The organism is Paraburkholderia ultramafica, from assembly GCF_902859915.1.
Classification (GTDB): domain Bacteria; phylum Pseudomonadota; class Gammaproteobacteria; order Burkholderiales; family Burkholderiaceae; genus Paraburkholderia; species Paraburkholderia ultramafica.
This window is the reverse complement of sequence record NZ_CADIKK010000012.1, coordinates 189648-209075: the sequence shown is the minus strand read 5'-3', so window position 1 is coordinate 209075 and position 19428 is coordinate 189648. Positions and strand designations below refer to the sequence as shown.

23 protein-coding genes and 3 pseudogenes are annotated in these 19428 nt (G+C 63.0%); 18 read left to right on the top strand and 8 right to left on the bottom strand.

The window, feature by feature from the left end; translation table 11 throughout:
- Positions 1–393 precede the first annotated feature (393 nt).
- A complete protein-coding gene (locus HV744_RS15125) occupies positions 394–768 on the bottom strand; it encodes a DUF3564 domain-containing protein (protein WP_175150281.1) in 375 nt (124 codons plus the stop codon).
- A gap of 58 nt (positions 769–826) precedes the next feature.
- Positions 827–1168, bottom strand: coding sequence for a c-type cytochrome (locus HV744_RS15120; RefSeq protein WP_425497721.1), 342 nt, complete (start codon positions 1166–1168; stop codon positions 827–829).
- Between the two features lie 284 nt (positions 1169–1452).
- Here HV744_RS15120 and HV744_RS15115 point away from each other — a divergent pair, with 284 nt between their 5' ends.
- Complete coding sequence (locus HV744_RS15115) at positions 1453–1728, top strand: DUF1488 family protein (protein WP_175150280.1); 276 nt, start codon at positions 1453–1455, stop codon at positions 1726–1728.
- Between the two features lie 305 nt (positions 1729–2033).
- Positions 2034–3020, top strand: a complete 987-nt coding sequence (locus HV744_RS15110) for a zinc-dependent alcohol dehydrogenase family protein (protein WP_175150279.1) — start codon at positions 2034–2036, stop codon at positions 3018–3020.
- 160 nt (positions 3021–3180) lie between these two features.
- On the opposite strand, the gene fnr is transcribed toward HV744_RS15110, so the two are convergent.
- From fnr to HV744_RS15095, 3 genes are all read right to left on the bottom strand, one after another.
- Positions 3181–3963 (bottom strand): fumarate/nitrate reduction transcriptional regulator Fnr, encoded by a 783-nt coding sequence (fnr, locus tag HV744_RS15105; protein WP_175150278.1) that lies wholly within the window; start codon positions 3961–3963, stop codon positions 3181–3183.
- Positions 3964–4366: 403 nt separating this feature from the next.
- A complete protein-coding gene (locus HV744_RS15100) occupies positions 4367–5014 on the bottom strand; it encodes a response regulator (protein WP_175150277.1) in 648 nt (215 codons plus the stop codon).
- Positions 5011–6384, bottom strand: coding sequence for a PAS domain-containing sensor histidine kinase (locus tag HV744_RS15095; RefSeq protein ID WP_175150276.1), 1374 nt, complete (start codon positions 6382–6384; stop codon positions 5011–5013). Before HV744_RS15095 ends, HV744_RS15100 begins: the two co-directional genes overlap by 4 nt.
- A 340-nt stretch (positions 6385–6724) precedes the next feature.
- Here HV744_RS15095 and HV744_RS15090 point away from each other — a divergent pair.
- Positions 6725–7200, top strand: a pseudogene (locus HV744_RS15090) (universal stress protein).
- Between the two features lie 85 nt (positions 7201–7285).
- On the opposite strand, the pseudogene HV744_RS15085 reads toward HV744_RS15090, so the two are convergent.
- Positions 7286–7612, bottom strand: a pseudogene (locus HV744_RS15085) (universal stress protein); the annotation flags it as partial.
- A gap of 210 nt (positions 7613–7822) precedes the next feature.
- On the opposite strand from HV744_RS15085, the gene HV744_RS15080 reads away from it, so the two are divergent.
- The 8 genes and pseudogenes from HV744_RS15080 to HV744_RS15050 all read left to right on the top strand — a co-directional run bounded on the left by HV744_RS15080 (position 7823) and on the right by HV744_RS15050 (position 12302).
- Positions 7823–8335, top strand: a complete 513-nt coding sequence (locus tag HV744_RS15080; protein WP_175150275.1) for a flavodoxin family protein — start codon at positions 7823–7825, stop codon at positions 8333–8335.
- Positions 8336–8683: 348 nt separating this feature from the next.
- Positions 8684–9031: a hypothetical protein gene (locus HV744_RS15075; protein ID WP_175150274.1), complete on the top strand. Its 348-nt coding sequence runs from the start codon at positions 8684–8686 to the stop codon at positions 9029–9031.
- Positions 9032–9088: 57 nt separating this feature from the next.
- Positions 9089–9547 (top strand): universal stress protein, encoded by a 459-nt coding sequence (locus tag HV744_RS15070; RefSeq protein ID WP_175150273.1) that lies wholly within the window; start codon positions 9089–9091, stop codon positions 9545–9547.
- A gap of 82 nt (positions 9548–9629) precedes the next feature.
- Positions 9630–9847, top strand: a pseudogene (locus HV744_RS37295) (SDR family NAD(P)-dependent oxidoreductase); the annotation flags it as partial.
- Positions 9848–10098: 251 nt separating this feature from the next.
- Positions 10099–10530 carry an Hsp20/alpha crystallin family protein gene (locus HV744_RS15065; RefSeq protein ID WP_175150272.1) on the top strand — a complete coding sequence of 144 codons (432 nt, stop codon included), beginning with the start codon at positions 10099–10101 and terminating at the stop codon, positions 10528–10530.
- A 74-nt stretch (positions 10531–10604) separates the two neighbouring features.
- Positions 10605–11255, top strand: coding sequence for a BON domain-containing protein (locus HV744_RS15060; protein WP_175150271.1), 651 nt, complete (start codon positions 10605–10607; stop codon positions 11253–11255).
- A gap of 74 nt (positions 11256–11329) precedes the next feature.
- A complete protein-coding gene (locus HV744_RS15055) occupies positions 11330–11635 on the top strand; it encodes a UDP-glucose 4-epimerase (protein ID WP_246279051.1) in 306 nt (101 codons plus the stop codon).
- Positions 11607–12302, top strand: a complete 696-nt coding sequence (locus HV744_RS15050; RefSeq protein WP_175150270.1) for a CBS domain-containing protein — start codon at positions 11607–11609, stop codon at positions 12300–12302. The genes HV744_RS15055 and HV744_RS15050 overlap by 29 nt, the downstream gene beginning before the upstream one ends.
- Positions 12303–12632: 330 nt before the next feature.
- On the opposite strand, the gene HV744_RS38470 is transcribed toward HV744_RS15050, so the two are convergent.
- Complete coding sequence (locus tag HV744_RS38470) at positions 12633–13016, bottom strand: YitT family protein (RefSeq protein WP_425497726.1); 384 nt, start codon at positions 13014–13016, stop codon at positions 12633–12635.
- Between the two features lie 222 nt (positions 13017–13238).
- Positions 13239–13988, bottom strand: a complete 750-nt coding sequence (locus tag HV744_RS15040) for a HoxN/HupN/NixA family nickel/cobalt transporter (RefSeq protein WP_425497725.1) — start codon at positions 13986–13988, stop codon at positions 13239–13241.
- A 49-nt stretch (positions 13989–14037) separates the two neighbouring features.
- Between HV744_RS15040 and HV744_RS15035 the strand changes: the two genes are divergently transcribed.
- The 7 genes from HV744_RS15035 (at position 14038) to HV744_RS15005 (ending at position 19336) form a co-directional block, all read left to right on the top strand.
- Positions 14038–15018 carry a chromate resistance protein ChrB domain-containing protein gene (locus HV744_RS15035; RefSeq protein WP_175150268.1) on the top strand — a complete coding sequence of 327 codons (981 nt, stop codon included), beginning with the start codon at positions 14038–14040 and terminating at the stop codon, positions 15016–15018.
- Positions 15015–16199, top strand: coding sequence for a chromate transporter (locus tag HV744_RS15030; protein WP_175150267.1), 1185 nt, complete (start codon positions 15015–15017; stop codon positions 16197–16199). Before HV744_RS15035 ends, HV744_RS15030 begins: the two co-directional genes overlap by 4 nt.
- Before the next feature lie 92 nt (positions 16200–16291).
- Entirely contained in the window at positions 16292–16972 is a 681-nt protein-coding gene (locus tag HV744_RS15025; RefSeq protein ID WP_175150266.1) for a superoxide dismutase, read from the top strand.
- 60 nt (positions 16973–17032) lie between these two features.
- Positions 17033–17533, top strand: coding sequence for a hypothetical protein (locus HV744_RS15020; protein ID WP_175150265.1), 501 nt, complete (start codon positions 17033–17035; stop codon positions 17531–17533).
- A 37-nt stretch (positions 17534–17570) separates the two neighbouring features.
- Positions 17571–18161, top strand: a complete 591-nt coding sequence (locus tag HV744_RS15015) for a superoxide dismutase (RefSeq protein ID WP_175150297.1) — start codon at positions 17571–17573, stop codon at positions 18159–18161.
- Between the two features lie 42 nt (positions 18162–18203).
- Positions 18204–18521 carry a hypothetical protein gene (locus tag HV744_RS15010; RefSeq protein ID WP_175150264.1) on the top strand — a complete coding sequence of 106 codons (318 nt, stop codon included), beginning with the start codon at positions 18204–18206 and terminating at the stop codon, positions 18519–18521.
- A gap of 185 nt (positions 18522–18706) precedes the next feature.
- Positions 18707–19336: a hypothetical protein gene (locus HV744_RS15005; RefSeq protein WP_175150263.1), complete on the top strand. Its 630-nt coding sequence runs from the start codon at positions 18707–18709 to the stop codon at positions 19334–19336.
- Positions 19337–19428 lie beyond the last annotated feature (92 nt).

The following is a 19428-nucleotide window of genomic DNA, read 5'->3' as shown; positions in this document are numbered from 1 at the left end:
AAGATCTGCATGATCTTCCACCTTGGGCACTTTGATGCCGTCGGCCCGTGAGGGTCCACCTTCCTTCTTCGCTTCCACCGCTCACGGGTGGGAGGCGTTCATATCATTCTTCAAAGTCGGAACCTTCAACAACTTCCTTGCGGCCGTGAGCAACTCGCATCGTGATGGGATGGCCCACCATGCCAGAAGGAGCCATCTTCTTGCAAGTGTCAATCTCCAACGGGCTGCGCGTTCTCTCGGATTTCTACGAATCCGCGCTGCGTCTGATCGACGATCTCGATGCCGTGACGCCTTTGAACGAACTCCCGCAATCGGCGTGACACCGCGCTGACCATGCCGATCCGCGGTCAGTCCCCCCGTCGCACCTGATTGCGGTGACGGTTTCGATAGGGTTCAGGGGGTCTCTTCACCGGCAAAGATGCTGTGTTCCGGCTCGACGGAATCGTTATCGACACATTGGATGTGCCAATGACCCGTCATCAGCGTTCTGGCCTCGTTGGCGCACCATTGCGCGCGGCCGGTCTCGCCTTCGAACGGGCCGTCGGCGGTGTTCAGATCGAGTCCTTCGAGCACGCGGCAGGGCACCGGGTCGTTCGGCCCGCACACCAGCGCGTTGCCGCAGTCGACGTGCAACGTGCCCCACTCGGGCAGGTCGAGGCCCATATGCCCTTCGCGCGACCATTGGCGCGTTTCCCGATCGAGCCACAGGATGGCAAATGCCATCGGATTGGCACGGTCGAACGCATCGAGGTGTATAGTCAGTCGCATGATTTTCTCCGTTTGTAGCGGGTGTACCGGGTCGGTTCGCAGTAAGCAGCCAGTTGCTTCATTGACTCAAAACCCAGCGGATCAACGTATGGGCGTCCTCGGGTGTGAGCGGTCCGCCGCGATCGGGCGGCAGCGGCATGGCCATGTCGCCCCAATGAGCCGTGCCGCCGACCCGCAGCTTTTGCTCGAGCACCAGCTGTGCATCCGGCACGTTGCGATAGCGCTGCGCGATCTGTTGGAACGAAGGCGCAAGAAATGGCGCATCGCGGGTATGGCAGAACATGCAGTGGTGTTGATCGACGAGCGCGGCCGGCTCGGACTGTGCGAGCGCCGCGGCGCTTGCCGTCAGCGACAACAGCAGCGCGCTAGCGGCGGCAAGATGCGCGGACGAGGCATTCACGGGACACACTCCACGAGAGGTTCCGGTTCAGTGTACGGTCGGGTGTGATGCGGTAGTTGACGCATATCAACCGGCTTTCACGACGGCGAAGCGGTCCGTGGTTCGGTCTCTGCCTCGTCGCTCGATTGACCTGCGTCAAGCATGATTGCCGCCGCCCGTTTGGCGACGTGTCAAGCGCGCCTATGTTGATCACATCGGAGTGCCAGGCGTGGCCGCACTCCCGTTTTCTGCGCCGCTCGTCCCACGGCGCGGTTCGACGCCACGCACTCTTACGGGCAGCCGCCATGACTATCCATTTCCCACAGGAACGTCCCGAATACTGCGCGCGCGATCTCGTGATCGTCTTTCCGGCGGAGGTCGACGGTACGCGCGTGCAGTGCGCCATTACCGCGGAAGCGCTGGAAGATCATTTCGGCGCGCCGTCGTTGCGTGAAGACGATCTGATCGAAGCATTCGACGCACACCGGCTGCCCATCGAGGAAGCCGCGCGAGACCTGCTGAATGAAGTGGGCGCGAAGCCGGTCATGATGCACAGCGGCTACTTCCGCTTCTGCGATTGAAGCTGTGCGGCCGGCCCGCCGTCGGCCCCTGGGTGGCGCCGCGCCAGGACGTCACTTCGGTAAGCAGACTGCGGCTCGGCGTCGCGCCGCCACGGCCGATGCGGATCAGTCGTGGCGCAGCGGCGATCCAGATCGCGCCGGGTCGGCTGTGCCGCGTCGGATCATCGTGTCAGACCGCCGTCTGGCGCGCTTGACTCAAATCAGGTCATGGTGGCCGCCTGGTGGTCTTATTACGGTAAGTTGCACGGCGCAGCCGCCCTGGCGTGGATCTCGCCAGCCGCATGGCTTCGCGAGAGGAGGTCGAAATGCGCGCAATGGTGTTCGACGGTAGCAGTTCGCAGCTGCGCGACATGCAGGTGCCCGATCCGCAGCCTGGCGCGGGGCAGTTGCTGATCGATATTCATGCGTGCGGCGTGTGCCGCACCGACCTGCACCTGATCGATCACGAACTGCCGGATCCGAAACAGCCGGTGATTCCGGGCCATGAAATTGTCGGCACGGTTGCGGCACTCGGAGCGGGCGTCGCGGGATTCGCGGTCGGCGACCGTGTCGGCGTGCCGTGGCTCGGGCACACCTGCGGCCACTGCCGCTATTGCGCAAGCGCGCGCGAAAACCTGTGCGACGACCCAGGCTTCACCGGTTATACCCTCGACGGCGGCTACGCCGAGCACACTGTCGCTAACAGCCGCTATTGTTTTCATTTGCCGCCGCAATATTCCGACGTCGAAACTGCGCCGCTACTCTGCGCTGGACTGATCGGCTACCGCACGCTCAGCATGGCCGGCGATGCGCGGCGCGTCGGCATTTACGGGTTCGGCGCGGCAGCCCATCTCGTCGCGCAGATTGCGTGTCACGAGGGCAGGCAGGTCTATGCCTTCACCCGGCCAGGCGACAGCGTCGGCCAGCAGTTCGCGCGTCGGCTCGGCGCCACGTGGGCCGGCGACAGCGACGTGCCGCCGCCCGACGAACTGGACGCGGCGTTGCTGTTCGCGCCGGTCGGCGCGCTGGTGCCGCTCGCGCTCAAGGCCGTGGCGAAAGGCGGGACTGTGGTTTGCGGAGGCATTCACATGAGTGACATCCCGTCGTTTCCGTACGCGTTTCTGTGGGGCGAACGGCGCGTGGTGTCGGTTGCGAATCTGACGCGTGAGGATGGCGCCGCGTTCATGCAGGTCGCCGCGCGGACCCGGCTGCGGATCGAAACGACAACCTATGCTTTGGGCGACGCCAATCAGGCACTCGACGATCTACGCTGCGGCAGGCTGACCGGGGCGGCAGTGCTGTCGATCCGCTAGCACATTGCTGTCCCGCCGACACATCGCAACGGCGGAAAAAGGCGGCTAATCACGCTGCCCGAGCACACCTCGTTCGAGGTGCCGCTGTTCACCTGCAGCGGGGTCCGCCATCAGTTGCCCGACAATACAAGCTTGACTCAACGGCCGCGATGGCGCGCGGCTACACGCGGGCGAGAGCTTCCATATCGAGGATTCTGATCTGCTTGCCATGCGTATTGAGCAGACCGTCCTTCTGGAACTTCGACAGCATGCGGCTGACGGTTTCGAGTTTCAGACCGAGGTAGCTGCCGATCTCCTCCCGTGTCATACGCAGATGAAATTCGGCCGGCGAGTAGCCGCGCGACTTGAGCTTGCTGGACAGGTTCAGCAGGAACGTCGCGACCCGCTGGTCGGCGGACATCGTGCCGAGCAGCAGCATCAGGGTCGCCTCGCGCACGATCTCGCCGCCCATCAGCCGGTGCACATGCTGCTGAACCGCCTTGACGTCGCGGCACATCGTTTCGAGCGGATGGAACGGGATGATGCAGACCTTGCTGTCCTCGATGGCGAGCGCGTCGCAGCTATGGCTGCCTGAACAGATGCCGTCGAGGCCCAGCACATCGCCGGCCAGATGAAAGCCGGTGACCTGCTCACGGCCGTCGCGATGCATGACGACCGTCTTGAACGAACCCGCGCGAACCGCATAGATGCTTTGGAACGAATCGCCCGCGCGGAACAGGGACTCGCCATTTTTAATCGTGCGGGAAGGGCAGATCATCGACTCGATCCGCTCAGTCTCCGCCGGCGTCAGGCCTTCCGGCAGGCAGAAAGGGTACATCGCGCAGGTTGAGCAGTTGGCGCCGGCGCGCTTTGGCTGGGTCGTCGCGAATCCGGTGTCTTGCAGCGCGTGCAGCGGGATCTGCGCGATGGTTCGAGCTTCGGGATATTCGGCAACGTCAGACATGGTGTGCTCCGGGATAAGAGAGGCCACGTGCGCAACGCCCGCGGGCGATTCGCTGGATGGTGCTGGATGTAAGGTCGAATTCGCTGGTCTTGTCGAAGAAGTACCGCGCACCATGGGCAAGGCACGCCTGCCTGAACCCAAACGCGCGGCCATCCGTGTCCTGATCGAAATCGCGTCCTCGACGAGGAACACGCGCAGGGCTGGTCGTGACAGGCTTGAGTCCATGGCTCAAAGTATCGGCCGCGTTATCTCAAAATTAAATCGGCCGGGAACGAGCTTCAGGTAGGCAAACACGACATCGTGTAGGGAATTTCCTACACGCATTGAGGGATGGCGAAGCAGCCGCGAGCGCGGCGATGGAGGCAACGATCGGCGCGCCCGGCGGCAGGCGCACTTGGGTGAGCTAGATCTCGTCGTCGTCCGCGAGCAGTTTGTGGCGCACCGCATAGCGCACCAGAGCGGCTTCGTGCGGCATCTGCATTTTCTCGAGAATGCGGGTTTTATAGGTGCTGACCGTCTTGCTGCTGACACACAACTCGGCAGCGATTTGCGTGAGGGTCTGTCCTGCGGCGATGCGCCGGAACACGTCGAATTCGCGGTCGGACAGGCGCTGGTGGGGCAGCGTGTCGGTGGGCTCGTTGAGGCTTTGCGCAAAGCGTTCGGCCATTGCGAGACTGACATAGACGCCGCCGGAGGCAACCTTGGTCACTGCGGAGACCAGTTCCGCGCTGGCGCTTTCCTTGGTGAGATAACCCGATGCGCCGGCCTTGAAAGCCCGCACGGCGTACTGCTGCTCCGCATGCATGGTGAGCACGAGAATGCGCAGCGCCGGCAGTTCGTCCTTGACCTGTCGGATCAGCTCGACGCCGTTGCGCCCCGGCATCGACAGATCCAGCACCAGCACCTCAGCCGGATGCGAGCGAACCAGCGCGATCGTAGTGGCGCTGTCGCAGGCTTCTCCAACCACTTCGAAACCGCTTGCGTTTTGCAGAATATGTCGCAGACCATCGCGCACCAGCGCGTGATCGTCGGCTATCAGCACGCGAATCATGTTAGCGTCTCCTGCCGTTGCACGGCCGCTGCGGGGAACGTGACGGTCAGCGCAAAACCCTTGCCGCTGGACGTATGTATTTCAACCGTGCCGCCTAACATGTGCGCACGTTCGCGGATCCCGAGCAGGCCGAACGATTTTTCGGCGGGCGCACCGGAACGGCTCGCGCCATGACCATTGTCCGCCACTTGCACGATGCAGGTGTCCTCTTCGACGCGCACCGTCAGCGTAACGACCGTGGCTTCCGCGTGGCGGGCGACATTGGTGAGCGCCTCCTGCACGATCCGGAATAGTGTGGTTGCGCCTGCCGGCGTGAAGCGCGTGTCGCCGACTTCGATGTCGCGTTTCACCTCGATGCCATAGCGGTTCGTAAAGTCGTTCGCGAGCCATTCGATGGCCGGGATCAGGCCCAGATCGTCGAGCATGACCGGGCGCAGATCAGCCGCGATCCGGCGCACCGACGCGACCGTCGCATCGATCAACCGTCGCATGCCGCTGAGTCGCCGCAGAATCCCGGGCTCGGCGGTGGCTTCAAGCGCCTGCTCGACCGAGGAAAGGTCCATTTTCAGCGCGGTCAACTGCTGCCCGAGGTCGTCGTGCAATTCGCGAGCAATGCGGGTTTTTTCGTCCTCGCGAACCTTCTGCAGATTGGCGGACAGTTCGCGCAACTCCTCGCGCGATTTGCGTTGCGCGTTCTCCGCTTTGACCCGCTCCGTGATGTCGCGCAACATGACGGTGTACAGCTTGCTGTCGCCGTCGGACACCTGGGAAATCGACGCTTCGATCGGAAACTCTTCGCCCGTGCTGCGCAGCCCGAATAGCACGCGCTGCTGTTTGCCCATCTGGCGCTCGGACACGCCCGTGACGCCGAACTGGTCGACATGCCGCTCGTGCGCCGCGCGAAAACGCTCGGGAATGAAGCGCGATAGCGAAGTGCCAAGCGCGTCTGCCGCGCTGCAGCCGAATACATGTTCGGCCATCGGGTTGAAGATGACGATATTCTGCCGTTCATCGACGGTGATGATGGCTTCCATCGACGAACGGATGATCGCCATCATGCGTGCCTCGTTGACGCTCGACTGGCTGTGCGCCGCGCTCGTGGCGGTGGAGAGGCCGCGTGCGCGGGCCATCAGAAAGGCTACGACGGCGAACAGGCATGCGGCGGCGATGCTTGCCGCGAACAAGCTGTTTTCGCTGACGGAGGCGTCGCGCAGAGACCGGTCCGCCAGCCAGCGCCATACGCCAAGCGCCAACACAAATGCGACGACAAAGGCCAGCGTGCCGACGAACACAGGGTGTCGCACATAGGTCGCGACTCGCGCCCGCGATGACGATCCGGACGCGAGGGGCGTTTTATCGCGAAGGGGCATGCGCGCCTCTATGAATGACGGATAACTCACGACGCCGACCGATGGCCGGTGCCCATTGGATCACGAGTGCCACGGCGTCTTTCAGATTCAGTTCGTTGCGTTCAGCCTTGGCGATGGGCGGCAGAACCTGCTGCGTTGTTTATTCTGCGCGATCCGCATGGATCATGCCAGTAGTCGCGGTGGATGGCGAGCAGAGCGCTGTCTGAACGAAACGTGGTCGATGCGAGGCGCCCGGGGCTTGATCCGCATCAAGCGTATTTCGGGCTTGAACCGCAGACTGAACTCCCGGGCGCATTTCGCCGGCAGCCGTTAGTGATGCGTCAAGCTCCAGGAGCATGTCATGTACAAGCGGATTCTCGTAGCAATCGACGATAGCCAGGCCGCGCAACTCGCCCTTCAGGAAGCGCTGAAAATCGCGGAGGCGGCGCAGTCGACCGTGACGCGGTATTCGTCGCCGAACAGGGTGCGCAGATGGTCGACATCGGCACCGGCCTGCTCGATCAGCAGATGCGCACGACGGCGTCGGCCGACGCCGCCATGGCCACACTGGAGGACGCTCGCGCGCTGTTCGAGCAGCGCGGCGTGCGCGGCCTGACGCGAATCGTCGACGCGTACGGCGAGGACATCGCGGGCGTGCTCTGCCGCATCGCCGACGAATGCGAAGCTGATCTCGTCGTGATGGGCACGCATGGCCGGCACGGGATAGGGCGCTTGCTGCTCGGCAGTGTCGCAGAAGCCGTCTTGCGGCGCACCGAGGTGCCGGTCCTGCTGGTTCGGCGCGAGCGGGATCTGGACGAGATTCCGCCAGGTCTTTGACGGCTTTGACCGTGCAGGTTCGGCACGCGGAGCGCGGACAAAAAGACGCGCCCTGAAAACCGTCACATCGCGAACCCGGCTCGAATCAGTGCGACATCAGCACCGGCACGGTCATCGACTGGAGCACCGTGCGGGTTGCGCCGCCCATCACCAGTTCCTGCCAGCGGGCATGGCCGTAGGCGCCCATTACGAGCAGGTCGGCATCGAGCCCGGCGGCTTCCGATAACAGCGTGTCGCCAACCGACGCGCCTGCACCGGCTTCGACGTCCCTGACTTCGACACGGATGCCGTGCCGCGCGATGACCGTCGCGATGTCGGCGCCTGGAATACGCGGGTTCGCTTCTGCGCGAACGCCGTTCACCGTCAGGATGGTGGTGCGCCGCGCCGTGCGGCGGCCCTCTCGCGCTCCGTCACGCAGATACGTGCGGCCCGACGGTATTGCACAGCGCGTCGGCGAAGCGTTTGGACGCATGCAGCGAACTCGCGATGAGCCGTAACAACGGCCAGGTTCGTTGCTTGATATGGATCATGAGAACTCGCCCGGCCGCCCCTATGCTCGTGACATGCAGTGCGAACCCCAACTATCCGTCCACCACAGCGTGCGTTCGGTACGGAGGCTGAAATGTCCGAAGCGAAAGTTCTTGTCGTCTATTTCTCACGCACCGGGACCACGCGCCTGCTTGCGTCGGCGATTGCAAAGATGCTGGCCGCCGATCTCGAGGAAATCTGCGACCGCAGCAACCGCGAAGGGCCGGGCGGCTACCTGCGTTCGCTGGTCGATGCGATCCGCAAGCGACCCACTGAAATCGTCCCGGCCGGCCTGAGCGTGTCGGCGTACGACCTCGTCGTGATCGGCTCGCCGGTGTGGGCCGGTTCGGTATCGGCGCCGGTGCGCTCGTATCTCATCGAGAACCGTGCGCGGCTGCCTCAGGTGGCGTTCTTTTGCAGTTGCGGCGGACACGGCGCCGCTGCCGCGCTTCGCGAGATGAGCGTACTGGCGGGCAAGCCGGCCGTCGCCGAATGCAGGATCACCGCGGCCGCGGCGCACCAGGGCGTGCATGCCGAGCTGGCAGACTTTGTCGGCGCACTCAAACGGCACCTGGCGTGGTCCAGCGAGTTCGAATGGATGTGCTGATTCGTACTGGTTCGTGCTGATACGCGCGGTCGAAACGGATTTCCGGGCGTTGAAGTGTGGCGGTTGGATTGCCCGGGCGCCGGGGACCGGCCTGAAAAATAGCACGGGCAAGCGCGATCCGCTGGCGTGCACGCGTGACGCGGACGGCGCGCCATGAACAGCCTCTTGCTGCGATCAGGAAAAGTCGAGTCCGCTCAATGCTTGACGCACGTCAAGCGGCTCGCGCCGTTCTCGACGATGATCCAATCATCCCCGCCGTTCGCGGCTCATTCGCTCAGCCATGCGACCGCGGCGGGCGACTTCGCTACGGAACCCGCGCGAAACCGCGGAAGGCCTGGGAGAGAGCAGATGGGAGTCGGCATGCAAATCGTCTATCTCGGCTTTGCCGGGACGTCGCACATCGAAGCCGAAGCCGCTTCGCAACTGGTGCGCCTGGAGCGTTTCAGCCAGTCCATCGCGGGCTGTCACCTGGCGATCGAATCCATCCGGGCCGCGCTCCCTGACTACCGGGCCAATGCGGCGCCGGGCGAGCCACGCGCTCCCATGTTCGACGCCCGGCTGGACCTGATCATGCGCAGCGGCGAGCTCGTGCCGATCAGACATTGCCTCGACGCCAACGCGGAAGTGGCGGTCCAGGCGGCATTCGATTGCGCCGAACAGCAACTGGCGCTCAATCCGGCGCGTACCCGGTCCTGATCATTGCAGCGAGTGCTGCGACGGCATCGTTTTTTAATGCTCGACAAGGAGACAGTCATGTACGAGAACATTCTGGTTGCCGTGGATGGCAGCGAAGCGGCGAAATGCGCGCTTGATGAGGCGATCCGCATGGCGAAGCTCGCCCGGGCGAAGTTGACGGCGGTGTATGCGATCGACCAGTCGGCGGCCTTCACCTACGCGGGCGCGTGCGACCCGCATCTGTTGACCGAGGCCGCGCGCGAGGCCGGACGAAGCCTGCTGGACGACGCGCTCGCGAAAATGAAAGCGCTCGACGTGGCCGGCGATTCGGAAATCATCGAAACCCAGGGCATTGCCGAAGACATCGCGAGCTGCATCGTCCGCTGTGCCGAGCGGCGCGCCGTGGATCTGGTGGTGATGGGCACACATGGCCGGCACGGCATGCGACGCATGGTGCTCGGCAGCGTCGCCGAACGTTTCGTGCGGCATTCGCCGTGCCCCGTGCTGCTGGTTCGGGAAAGCGCCGCCGACGCCTGAGCATCGTCCCGACAGGCGCGCCGTGTTCGGGGCGGCGCCGCGCTCGCGACCGCACGCCGCTGCGCGCGAGCGGGAGAACAACATGTCAACCAGGCGCGTTGCCTTCATCACCGGTGACATGGCGGACTCGGCGCCGCCAATAGCCGGCGTCTTCACGACGCCGGCATGGGCGTCGCCATGTCGCATTCGGAGTGCAACGATCACGTCGCCACATCGCTGATGCAGCACCGGGGCGCCGGTCGCCGCTTTCATGCGTACGAAGCCGACGTGACTAATTTCGACTCGTGTGGGGGATGCGCGGCGGTTGACGGAGGTCATTCATTCGGCCAGGCGGCGGCTGATGAAGATCGCTTGATACATGTCAATCGGTGCGCCGGGAGCCAGCCTAAAGTCGCTCGTATGGGAAGGTCGTTTCGATCAACCGCTTTGCGTTCGAAGACGTAAAACCGTCGCTGGCGACACCTTCAGCCGAGACGCATGCGCGCCCGCGCCATGCCACTCAACGCTGTCCCGTATCCATGACGTTCATGGATGATTCAAGGAGTGACACAATGAGCAACCTGACCCGTTTTGACCCGTTTGCAATCGAACCCATGTCGGATCTCTTTCAGGGCCTGTTCCGCCCGCTGCGCGGTGGCGCAGGGGGGGAGGCGCCGCTCGCCGACATCAAGATCGATGTGACGGAAAGCGATACCCAGTACACGGTCAAAGCTGAACTGCCTGGCGTCGAGAAAAACGATATCGACGTAAAGATCGACGGCAATCTCGTATCGATCAGCGCCAAGGTCGAGCGTAAGCAGGAACTGAAGGATGGCGAACGGGTGGTTCGCCGCGAACGCTATTCGGGCGCCGTTAGCCGTTCGTTCTCGCTTCAGAGCGAGATCGACGAAACCACCGCGGCCGCGCAGTACAAGGACGGCGTGCTCTCGCTGACGCTGCCCAAGAAAGCGGCCTCCGAGCGCAAACGCCTGACGATCAGCTGATTGACGCGGCGCCGGGCGCACGGCTGCACGTCCCGGCGCAGCTGCAATCCTTGCATGCCATCGAGGAGCAGGCCATGAAGTCCGACATGGAATTGAAGCGCCAGGTCGAAGACGAGCTGGCGTGGGATCCGGCAGTCAGCATCACGGATATCGGCGTCGAAGTGTGCGACCGTGTCGTCACGCTGTCCGGCCACCCGGTCAGCTACGCCGAAAAGATCGCGGCGGAGAAAGCGGCGCAACGCGTCGCGGGCGTGCAAGCCGTGGTGGTGGAAATGAATGTGCGCCTGCATCATACTGATGTACGCACCGACGAAGACATCGCCCGGGCCGTGCGCACGATTCTGCACTGGACCGTCGGGTTGAGCGAAGCGTCCCTGAAGGTGCAGGTCGAAAAAGGCTGGGTGACATTAAGCGGCGAAGTCGATAGCGCCTATCAAAGCCATGTCGCGACCCGCACCGTTTCGCATATGCGCGGCGTGACGGGCGTAACGGACATGATCGGTATCGGCGGCGCAGCGGCCGCGCAGGATATCGGCGAGCAGATCAGCCAGGCACTGCAGCGTCACGCGGACCGCGAAGCAAGGCATATCGCGATCAAGGTGCACGACGGCACCGTGACGTTGACGGGCAGGGTCGATTCAGCTGCGGAGCGCTCAGCTGCGCGCGGGGCCGCGTGGGCGGCGCCCGGTGTGCATGCGGTCGTCGACAATCTGACCGTGGGCTAACTGGCGGCGCGCGGCCGGGGCGCCTTTGCGTGCGGTGCGCGTCACTTCATCTGGTGAAAGATCAGGAGGAACTCATGACGCTTTCCGGAAAAGTTTGCGACGGTCACTGGTCGGTATCGGTCGTGACGCACCCTGCGCCGGGCGGTTTCGACTGCTCGATCCAGCTCAGCCACACCACCGCGGAAGGCGTCTTCACGCACGAGTTCAGGCACGACACCATTTTTCCGAGCGAACGCGAGGCAGTCCTCGCCGGGCTGCGCGAAGGGATGGTGTGGGTGCAGCTCAAGATGTCGAAGACCTTGTCGGTTCAGGCGACAGACGACACTCAACGCAACAGTCAGGAGACTTGCCATGCGAGCATTCGACGTAATGACCAGTAACGTTGTATCCGTCAGGCCCGATCTGAGCGTGCGCGAAGTCGCGAGAATTTTCGTGGAGAAGAGAATCAGCGGCGCGCCGGTGGTCGACGCGGCCGGCGATATCGTCGGCATAATCAGCGAAGGCGATCTGCTTCGACGCGTTGAGCTCGGCACCGACAAGCGCAGGCGTGCGTCATGGCTCGACCTGTTTTCCGCGAGCGACGACGCCCGCGACTATATCAAGTCGCATGGAATGAAAGTCGAGGACGTGATGTCGCGCGAAGTCGTTTCCGTGGACGAAGACACCCCGATCAGCGAAGTCGCCACGCTCCTCGAAACGCAGCGTATCAAACGTGTGCCGGTGACGAGGGCGGGCAAGCTGAGCGGCATCGTCAGCCGGGCCAACCTGATCCAGGCTTTGGCCAGTCTTGCGGAGGAGCCTGCGGGCGAGGGCGGCGCCGCGGTCACGGACAGGGAGATTCGTGCGATGTTGATGGGCGAACTGGCCGGCCACAAGTGGGCATTCGCGGGACGCAACATAGTGGTCAGCGACGGCGTGATCCATCTATGGGGCGTGTTTCACTCGGTGGAGTCAGTAGACGCGGTTCGTGTGGCGGCTGAGAGTATCCCCGGCGTGAAGGGCGTCGAAGACCATACGGAACCTTATCCGATCATGCCGGGTATTTGATAGCGGCCGCCGGCGGGCGGCGTTGACCGTCCGGAGTGCTATCGATCAGCACGAAGCCGCCGAGTTGCCGTGCGCGCTCGCCTGGACACGCACGCCGCGCGCGTGGCTGGTAGACCTTCGGCGGGTGCTGCCGGCGGGGCACCCACAGACCCGCGTCTGTCATCAGGCGTCTGAACGTCTCCTTTGCAAGCCGGAGTGCATTCACAGAAACCGTGGAAAAATTCACCTCCCGCCACGCCCTATCCGCGCGCAGTTGTCTCCCGCGATAACCCACCATCGCGCCCAGGGGTGCGTCAAGTGACGAGTTTATTTTCTTTCGCGTCCTCGCTGTTACAAACCACGCTGCCAGCGACTGCCCAATTGCATAACCCGATCAACTCCCTTTCCCGCCAGGAATATCGCGATCAGGGTGGCCAACATACTTGCCCATCCAGGAAAAACCCCGGAAATCGCGATCACCAATGTATTCAGGAGAAGCGAAAATTGGCCAATGCTAAAACGCGGGTACCTGCGAGACAGCACCACGCAGACGATATCCATCCCGCCCGTCGATCCACGACACATCAGGACGACGGCAATAGCTGCGCCGTTCAGTAAGCCCCCGGCCGACTGCCGCCCGACGCGCCCGGCCGTAGCCGACCCATTGCTGTTTTCCGTTAGTCTCCAACCACTGTCTGTTCGAATGCTTTTCAGTAGACATTTTCCGACACGCAAGACTGGATATAACAATCAACGATTCTCCGGAACCAGTCTGGTACTTTGCCTGGCGGAGCTCGCTGCCGGAGACACGACGGTGATACGGCCGGCGTATGATCAGTCGGCGTTCGCGTAGATCATGGAGTACGCGGCTCCCAGGGCGGTCACCGTTAAAACCGCCGCGACTGCCGCGACCAAATTCCATATGCGCTCCAGCTTCATCACGCAACATCTCCTCGACTAGTGCTGGTGTCGATGATGGATGTCCGGATAGTGCGCGTGCGAATGCGTGATGGGCAGGTGAGCATGCGGATGAGTATGCGGCTCATCCCCGTCGTACGGAAAATCGTGCTCGTGTTGATGATGCTCGTCGTGGTGATGCTTGTGCGCGTGCTCCTGCACTGACTCCACAAAGCCATCACGCTGCACGAAAGGGAAGGTCTGGCGACTGCCATCCGCACGCTCGGTCTCGATGCGCACCTGATCAGCGGCCCATTGGTGGCCGCGCGTGCCCTCGTGGTACAGGCGAAAGCGCGGCGGCACACCGTCCTCGAACACGTCGAGCCGCACCACGCCGTGGCCGGTATCGATGTGCCTGCTTTCGCCATGATGGTGGTGATCATGCTCGTGGTCATGATCGTGCGCCGCCTTTTGCTGTCGCCACGTCGGCCCGATCATCCATGCCGCGACGCCGACGATCAGCACGGCGGAGGCAACCTGGAAATACGGCTCACTCGCCTCGGGATTCCAGTTACGCCCGAGATACACGCCCACCAGCGCAACGGCCCATACCACGGCCGTGTGCGACAGCGTCGCCGACAGCCCAGGCAGGACAGCCTGTCCAACGGTCCCGCGGATCGCAACGATGAACGCCGCCATCATGGTCTTCGAGTGGCCGGGTTCGAGGCCATGCAGTGCGCCGAGCAAAATGGCGCTGGGAATGAACAGCCAGGCGTTGGATGCGCCCTGCTGCGCAACGCATTGCGCGATACAAAAAGTTAACTTGTAGAGTGAGCTACTATGTTGTAGTTTACGCGACATGACACCTCTATCAACCTGGTCCATTCTGGTTCTGACGCTCCCCACGGAGAACGCGACCGCGCGCATGCGGGCCTGGCGCGCGCTGAAAGCGAAGGGATGCGCCGTCCTGCGCGACGGCATCTACCTGTTGCCCTACACCGACGAGCGCGAAGACGGTCTGCGCGACGTGGCGAACGGCATCATCGAGAGCGGAGGCGCGGCACACCTGCTACGCGCGCCAAGCCTGGACGCGTCGCAGGACGCCGAGTTCCGGACGCTTTTTGATCGCAGCGACGACTACGCGAACTTCATCCGCACGCTCGCAGACGCGCGCAAGACGATTTCGGGGCAGTCCGCCGCTGACCTGACCAGGCTCCTGCGACGCTTGCGAAAGGATCACGAGACGATCCGCGCGATTGACTATTTCCCCAACGACGCCGCCACGCGCGCCGACGTCGCCTGGCAGGAATTTGTGGCGCTCGTGGATACCGTCCTGTCGCCCGGCGAGCCGCACCGGGCCGAAGGGTCGATCCGGCGTCTGAGCCGCGACGAGTACCAGCGCCGGACATGGGCGACGCGTCAGCGCCTGTGGGTCGATCGCGTCGCCAGCGCGTGGCTGATCCGCCGCTTCATTGATCCGCAGGCGCGCTTCGTCTGGCTTCCATCTCCCGACGCGTGCCCGCCCGATGCGTTGGGATTCGACTTCGATGGCGCAGCTTTTACGCATGTGGGCGAGCGCGTGACGTTTGAGGTATTGGTCGCGAGCTTTGGCCTCGAAGAAGACGCAGCGCTGCTGAGGCTCGGCGAAATGGTGCACGCGCTCGATGTCGGCGGAGCATCAGTACCCGAGGCGATCGGCTTCGAAGCGGTGATGGCCGGTGCGCGTCAACGTGCGTCCGACGACGATCAGCTTCTCGACGAAATCGGCCGCGTGCTGGATTCGATCTACGCGCACTTTGCGACGGGCACGAAAAACAACAACGCAGGGAGCCGTTCATGACCTCCACCACGACGACCGCGCCGGGTTACAGCCTTGGCCAGATGATCCTTTACATGCTGCGCCTTGGCACCTTCGGGTTTGGCGGACCGGTGGCGCTGGTCGGCTACATGCACCGTGACCTGGTCGAGCGCCGGGGCTGGATCAGCGAAGCGGACTACAAGGAGGGGCTGGCGCTCGCCCAGATGATGCCGGGGCCTCTCGCCGCACAGCTCGGCATCTATCTCGGCTATGTGCACTACCGCATCGTCGGTGCAACGCTGGCCGGTATCGCCTTCGTCCTGCCGTCGTTCCTGATGGTCGTCGCGCTGGGCTGGGCCTACGCCCAGTTCGGCGGGCTTTCCTGGATGCAGGCGGTCTTCTACGGCGTGGGCGCGGCGGTGGTCGGGATCATCGCGATGAGCGCGTACAAGCTGACCACGAAGACCGTCGGCAAGAACAGGCTCCTGTTAGCGATCTACCTGACGGTCGCGGTCGTGACCGTGGTCACTCAATCCGAAATCGCGTGGCTGTTTATCGCGGGGGGCCTGCTCAACTGGTTCTGGCGTGCTCCGCCGAAATGGCTCAGCAAGGGCGGACTGAATGCGCTCGCAGTGACGCAGGTGCCGGTCATGAGCGGTGTCCTCAGTGGTCTTGATCTGCCACTGCTCGGCCAGATCGGCCTGTTCTTCACGAAGGCGGGCGCCTTCGTGTTCGGCTCGGGACTCGCTATCGTGCCGTTCCTCTACGGCGGCGTCGTAACCGAACATCACTGGCTCAACGACAAGCAGTTCGTGGACGCGGTGGCCGTCGCGATGATCACGCCGGGGCCGGTCGTGATCACGGTCGGTTTCATCGGTTATCTGGTTGCGGGATTTTCGGGCGCTACCGTCGCCGCACTCGGCACTTTCATCCCCTGCTATCTGTTCACGGTGCTGCCCGCGCCGTACTTCAAGAAATACGGCAGGTTGCCTGGCGTCAAGGCGTTCGTCGACGGCATCACGGCTGCCGCCGTGGGTGCCATCACCGGCTCCGTGATCGTCATCGCGCGCAGGTCCATCGTCGACTGGCCCACTATTGTGCTCGCGCTCGTCACCGTCCTGCTGCTGTGGCGATTCAGGAAGTTGCAGGAGCCGGTCATCGTCATCGCGGCGGCCCTGTTCGGTCTGGTTGTCTATCCGCTCATCCATTCGCACGTCATCTGACGGCACGCGCATGCGTGCAATCTACGAGGAACGCAATCATGGCAACACGTCGAATCTTCCTGCAGAACACCGCCGCCGCTGGCGCGGGAATCATGCTGGCCCAGGCACAAACGGTACGTGCCGCAGAAGACACCGGTTACACCGACAAGCTCACCGATGCGAACGGCAAGTATGTCGCTGCACCGTTGCCATTCGCCTACGACGCGCTTGAACCGGTCATCGACGCGCGCACCATCGAACTGCACTACAACTTTCATCACAAGCCAGCGGTGGTTGCCGCAAACAAGGCTGAAGACGGCTTGGCGAAAGCGCGGGATTCAAACGACTTCTCGCTGGTGAAGTACTACCAGAAAGAGCTCGCGTTCCAGCTATCCAGCCACATCCTGCACACGATTTACTGGACCAGCATTTCGGGTAAGGGCGGTGAGCCGAAGGGCGAGCTCGCCAGGGCAATTGACCGGGATTTCGGTTCGTACGCGAAGTTCAAGGGCCAGCTGGTTGCGGCAACGATCGCCATAGAAGCTTCTGGATGGGGCGTCGTTGGCCACCATCCTGCCACCGGCAAGCTGATGATCCTGCAGTGCGAGAACCATCAGAAACTGACCGCCTGGGGCATCCAGCCCATCCTCATCCTCGACGTTTTCGAGCACGCGTATTACCTGAAGTACCAGAACCGGCGTAACGAATACGTCAATCAGCTTTTTAGCCTCATCAACTGGGACAACGCGGCGCAGAGAATGCAAGCGGCGTTGCCTGCCCGAAGGCTGACCTGACACGGATGACCCACAGGGGTCCCGAACCCGCCCGAATGGTTACACGATACGGAGGCAAGCATGGGGTTTCTGGCCAGATCCAGATGGCTCGCCGCAGTCAGCACGGAAGGGCAGCAATGGGTTGTGCCGACCCGGCTCGCGATCGGCGTGCTGCTGCTTTGTCCCATCGATGGGAGCATCCAGCAACTCTTCGCGTTCTGGCACGCTGACACATCCGCATTGTCTTTCGGTGCGGTTGCCACCGGCATGATCCTTCGCGCGGTTGAGATCCTCGCCGGAATGAGTTTCATCGCGGGATTGGGCGTAAGGCTGGCGGGATATCCGGTTGTGGCGATCTTTGCCGTGCGGGCGGTGGCCAATGCTGCGAACTCATTCGCCTGGCTGCGCGAGGTCGTGAACGGCGTAATCGTGCCGCACGGCGATTGGGGCTACGGCGCGATGTACTTCGGCGTAGCGCTGCTCCTTGGCGAGTTGCTGGGGGCCGGCAGCGGCCCATGGTCGGTTGATCACTGGCTTTCAAGAAAATTCGGGGCAGTCGGGAAGTCCGATTCCGCGAGTTGAGAAAGCACAGACACGTTTGATGCAAAAGGAGATGTCCATGAATTGCGAAATGAAACCCCTGGCCTGCGATCCCGCCAAACTCGCGGGCCTGTCCGAGCAGCTGATCGTCAGTCACTACGAGAACAACTACGGCGGCGCTGTCAAACGCCTGAACGCGATTACCGGGCAGCTCGCCGGAATCGATATGGCCAGCGCACCTGTCTTCGTGCTTAACGGACTCAAGCGCGAAGAGCTGATCGCGGCGAACTCGGTGATCCTGCATGAGACGTACTTCGACAGTCTGGGCGATGGCGGCATCGTCACCGGCGATCTCCAGGCGGCGCTCACGCGTGACTTTGGCAGCGTCGAGCGTTGGACGGCTGAGTTCACCGCGATGGGCAAGGCGCTGGGTGGTGGCTCCGGCTGGGTGCTGCTGACCTGGTCGCCACGGCTTGGGCGCCTGACCAACCAGTGGGCCTCCGATCACGCGCACACCCTCGCTGACGGCACACCGATTCTCGCGCTGGACATGTACGAGCACTCCTACCACATCGATTTCGGCGCGAAGGCTGCCGCTTATGTTGATGCGTTTATGCAGAACGTGAACTGGGAACGGGTTGCGACGCGATTCGACTCGCTGCGCGCCTGAGCCACAAAAGATCGCACTTTGCGGCACGATAAGGAGGACATCATGTTAATTCGCAGCAAGCAGTTTGCGTTCGCCGCCCTCGTCGTTGCCGCTGCGCTCGCGGTCGCGGGATGCACGGAAAAACCTTCTGGGAGCCGGAGTGAGGAGGCGATCAACCTGTCGCAGGTGCCGGCACCCGTCAAGGCCACGATCGACCAGCAGGCTCAAGGCCGCAGTGTCGGCGAGATCGAAAAACAGACCGCTAAGGGCACGACCCGCTATGCCGTCACACTGGGTTCCGGCAACCAGAAGCAGGAGTTGCTGATCGACGAAGGCGGAAAGGTCGTCGCCACCAACACGGGCGAAGACGACGACGATTGAGCGGGCGCCGCTCGCACACCATTGCATACGGAGCACATCATGAAATGGATCACGCGCGAACGTCCCAAGGTCGAACCTGAACACCACCGCGCGTTGTGCAGCTTCGACGCGTTCCGTGCACTAGCGACAACGGTCTCGCGAGCTCGGGCGAGTCGCCGATAACCAACAGATAGCGGGTATGAACCGTGGAACCTTCCGATCTCACGGCCGTTGTGCGTATGGCTCTCATTTTCAGCCATGTGCTCGCTTTTGCAGTTGCCGCTGCCGCCGTCGGACTAGGTGACTTTGCGCTCTTCGGTCAACGCCGAATCAACATCGGACTGCTGCAAAGGGCGGCTACCGGCGTAATCAGGGCGTTGATCGCGCTTTGGCTCACCGGGCTCTGTGTCATCTGGATCGACACGCGGTTCGATGCCAGCGTGCTGTTGCACGCGAGCAAGCTGCTTGCAAAGCTAACGGTCTCGACCGCAGTCACGTTGAACGGCTTTGCGTTGCACCGGCTCGCATTCCCGCGCTTACGCAAGGTGCAGAATGATCCGGATCGGGCGGCCCTTCTGGCCACGGTGCTCGGCGTGTTCAGCGCGACGAGCTGGCTCTTCGCAGCCTTTCTGGGCGTCGCCAACGCGATTGCGCCCTTGCTCGGATATCTGGGTTTTATGTCGCTCTATCTTGTTGCCCTGTGCGCGGCGACAACGCTTGGCGTGGCGGTGATACGCCCGCAATTAGCAAGACGTATGGGACGTGAGGGCCACTCGCGCGTGACGGCCGGCCCGATCGAACCCACGGGCACCGGGAAAGCGCACGCAGCGCGGTGAGAGCGCAAAAGTTGAGAAGCGGTTTGGGGATTGGGGGCAACTCGCCCGAAGCGCATGCAAGAACGCTACGGGGCTCCTTCGAAGGTGGCCCC

Bases quoted from the DNA above. Each gene is read 5' to 3' on its own strand.
- HV744_RS15125 (WP_175150281.1), bottom strand. From the start codon at position 768: ATGCGACTGACTATACACCTCGATGCGTTCGACCGTGCCAATCCGATG.
- HV744_RS15115 (WP_175150280.1), top strand. From the start codon at position 1,453: ATGACTATCCATTTCCCACAGGAACGTCCCGAATACTGCGCGCGCGAT.
- HV744_RS15110 (WP_175150279.1), top strand. From the start codon at position 2,034: ATGCGCGCAATGGTGTTCGACGGTAGCAGTTCGCAGCTGCGCGACATG.
- fnr (WP_175150278.1), bottom strand. From the start codon at position 3,963: ATGTCTGACGTTGCCGAATATCCCGAAGCTCGAACCATCGCGCAGATC.
- HV744_RS15100 (WP_175150277.1), bottom strand. From the start codon at position 5,014: ATGATTCGCGTGCTGATAGCCGACGATCACGCGCTGGTGCGCGATGGT.
- HV744_RS15095 (WP_175150276.1), bottom strand. From the start codon at position 6,384: ATGCCCCTTCGCGATAAAACGCCCCTCGCGTCCGGATCGTCATCGCGG.
- HV744_RS15080 (WP_175150275.1), top strand. From the start codon at position 7,823: ATGTCCGAAGCGAAAGTTCTTGTCGTCTATTTCTCACGCACCGGGACC.
- HV744_RS15075 (WP_175150274.1), top strand. From the start codon at position 8,684: ATGGGAGTCGGCATGCAAATCGTCTATCTCGGCTTTGCCGGGACGTCG.
- HV744_RS15070 (WP_175150273.1), top strand. From the start codon at position 9,089: ATGTACGAGAACATTCTGGTTGCCGTGGATGGCAGCGAAGCGGCGAAA.
- HV744_RS15065 (WP_175150272.1), top strand. From the start codon at position 10,099: ATGAGCAACCTGACCCGTTTTGACCCGTTTGCAATCGAACCCATGTCG.
- HV744_RS15060 (WP_175150271.1), top strand. From the start codon at position 10,605: ATGAAGTCCGACATGGAATTGAAGCGCCAGGTCGAAGACGAGCTGGCG.
- HV744_RS15055 (WP_246279051.1), top strand. From the start codon at position 11,330: ATGACGCTTTCCGGAAAAGTTTGCGACGGTCACTGGTCGGTATCGGTC.
- HV744_RS15050 (WP_175150270.1), top strand. From the start codon at position 11,607: ATGCGAGCATTCGACGTAATGACCAGTAACGTTGTATCCGTCAGGCCC.
- HV744_RS15035 (WP_175150268.1), top strand. From the start codon at position 14,038: ATGACACCTCTATCAACCTGGTCCATTCTGGTTCTGACGCTCCCCACG.
- HV744_RS15030 (WP_175150267.1), top strand. From the start codon at position 15,015: ATGACCTCCACCACGACGACCGCGCCGGGTTACAGCCTTGGCCAGATG.
- HV744_RS15025 (WP_175150266.1), top strand. From the start codon at position 16,292: ATGCTGGCCCAGGCACAAACGGTACGTGCCGCAGAAGACACCGGTTAC.
- HV744_RS15020 (WP_175150265.1), top strand. From the start codon at position 17,033: ATGGGGTTTCTGGCCAGATCCAGATGGCTCGCCGCAGTCAGCACGGAA.
- HV744_RS15015 (WP_175150297.1), top strand. From the start codon at position 17,571: ATGAATTGCGAAATGAAACCCCTGGCCTGCGATCCCGCCAAACTCGCG.
- HV744_RS15010 (WP_175150264.1), top strand. From the start codon at position 18,204: ATGTTAATTCGCAGCAAGCAGTTTGCGTTCGCCGCCCTCGTCGTTGCC.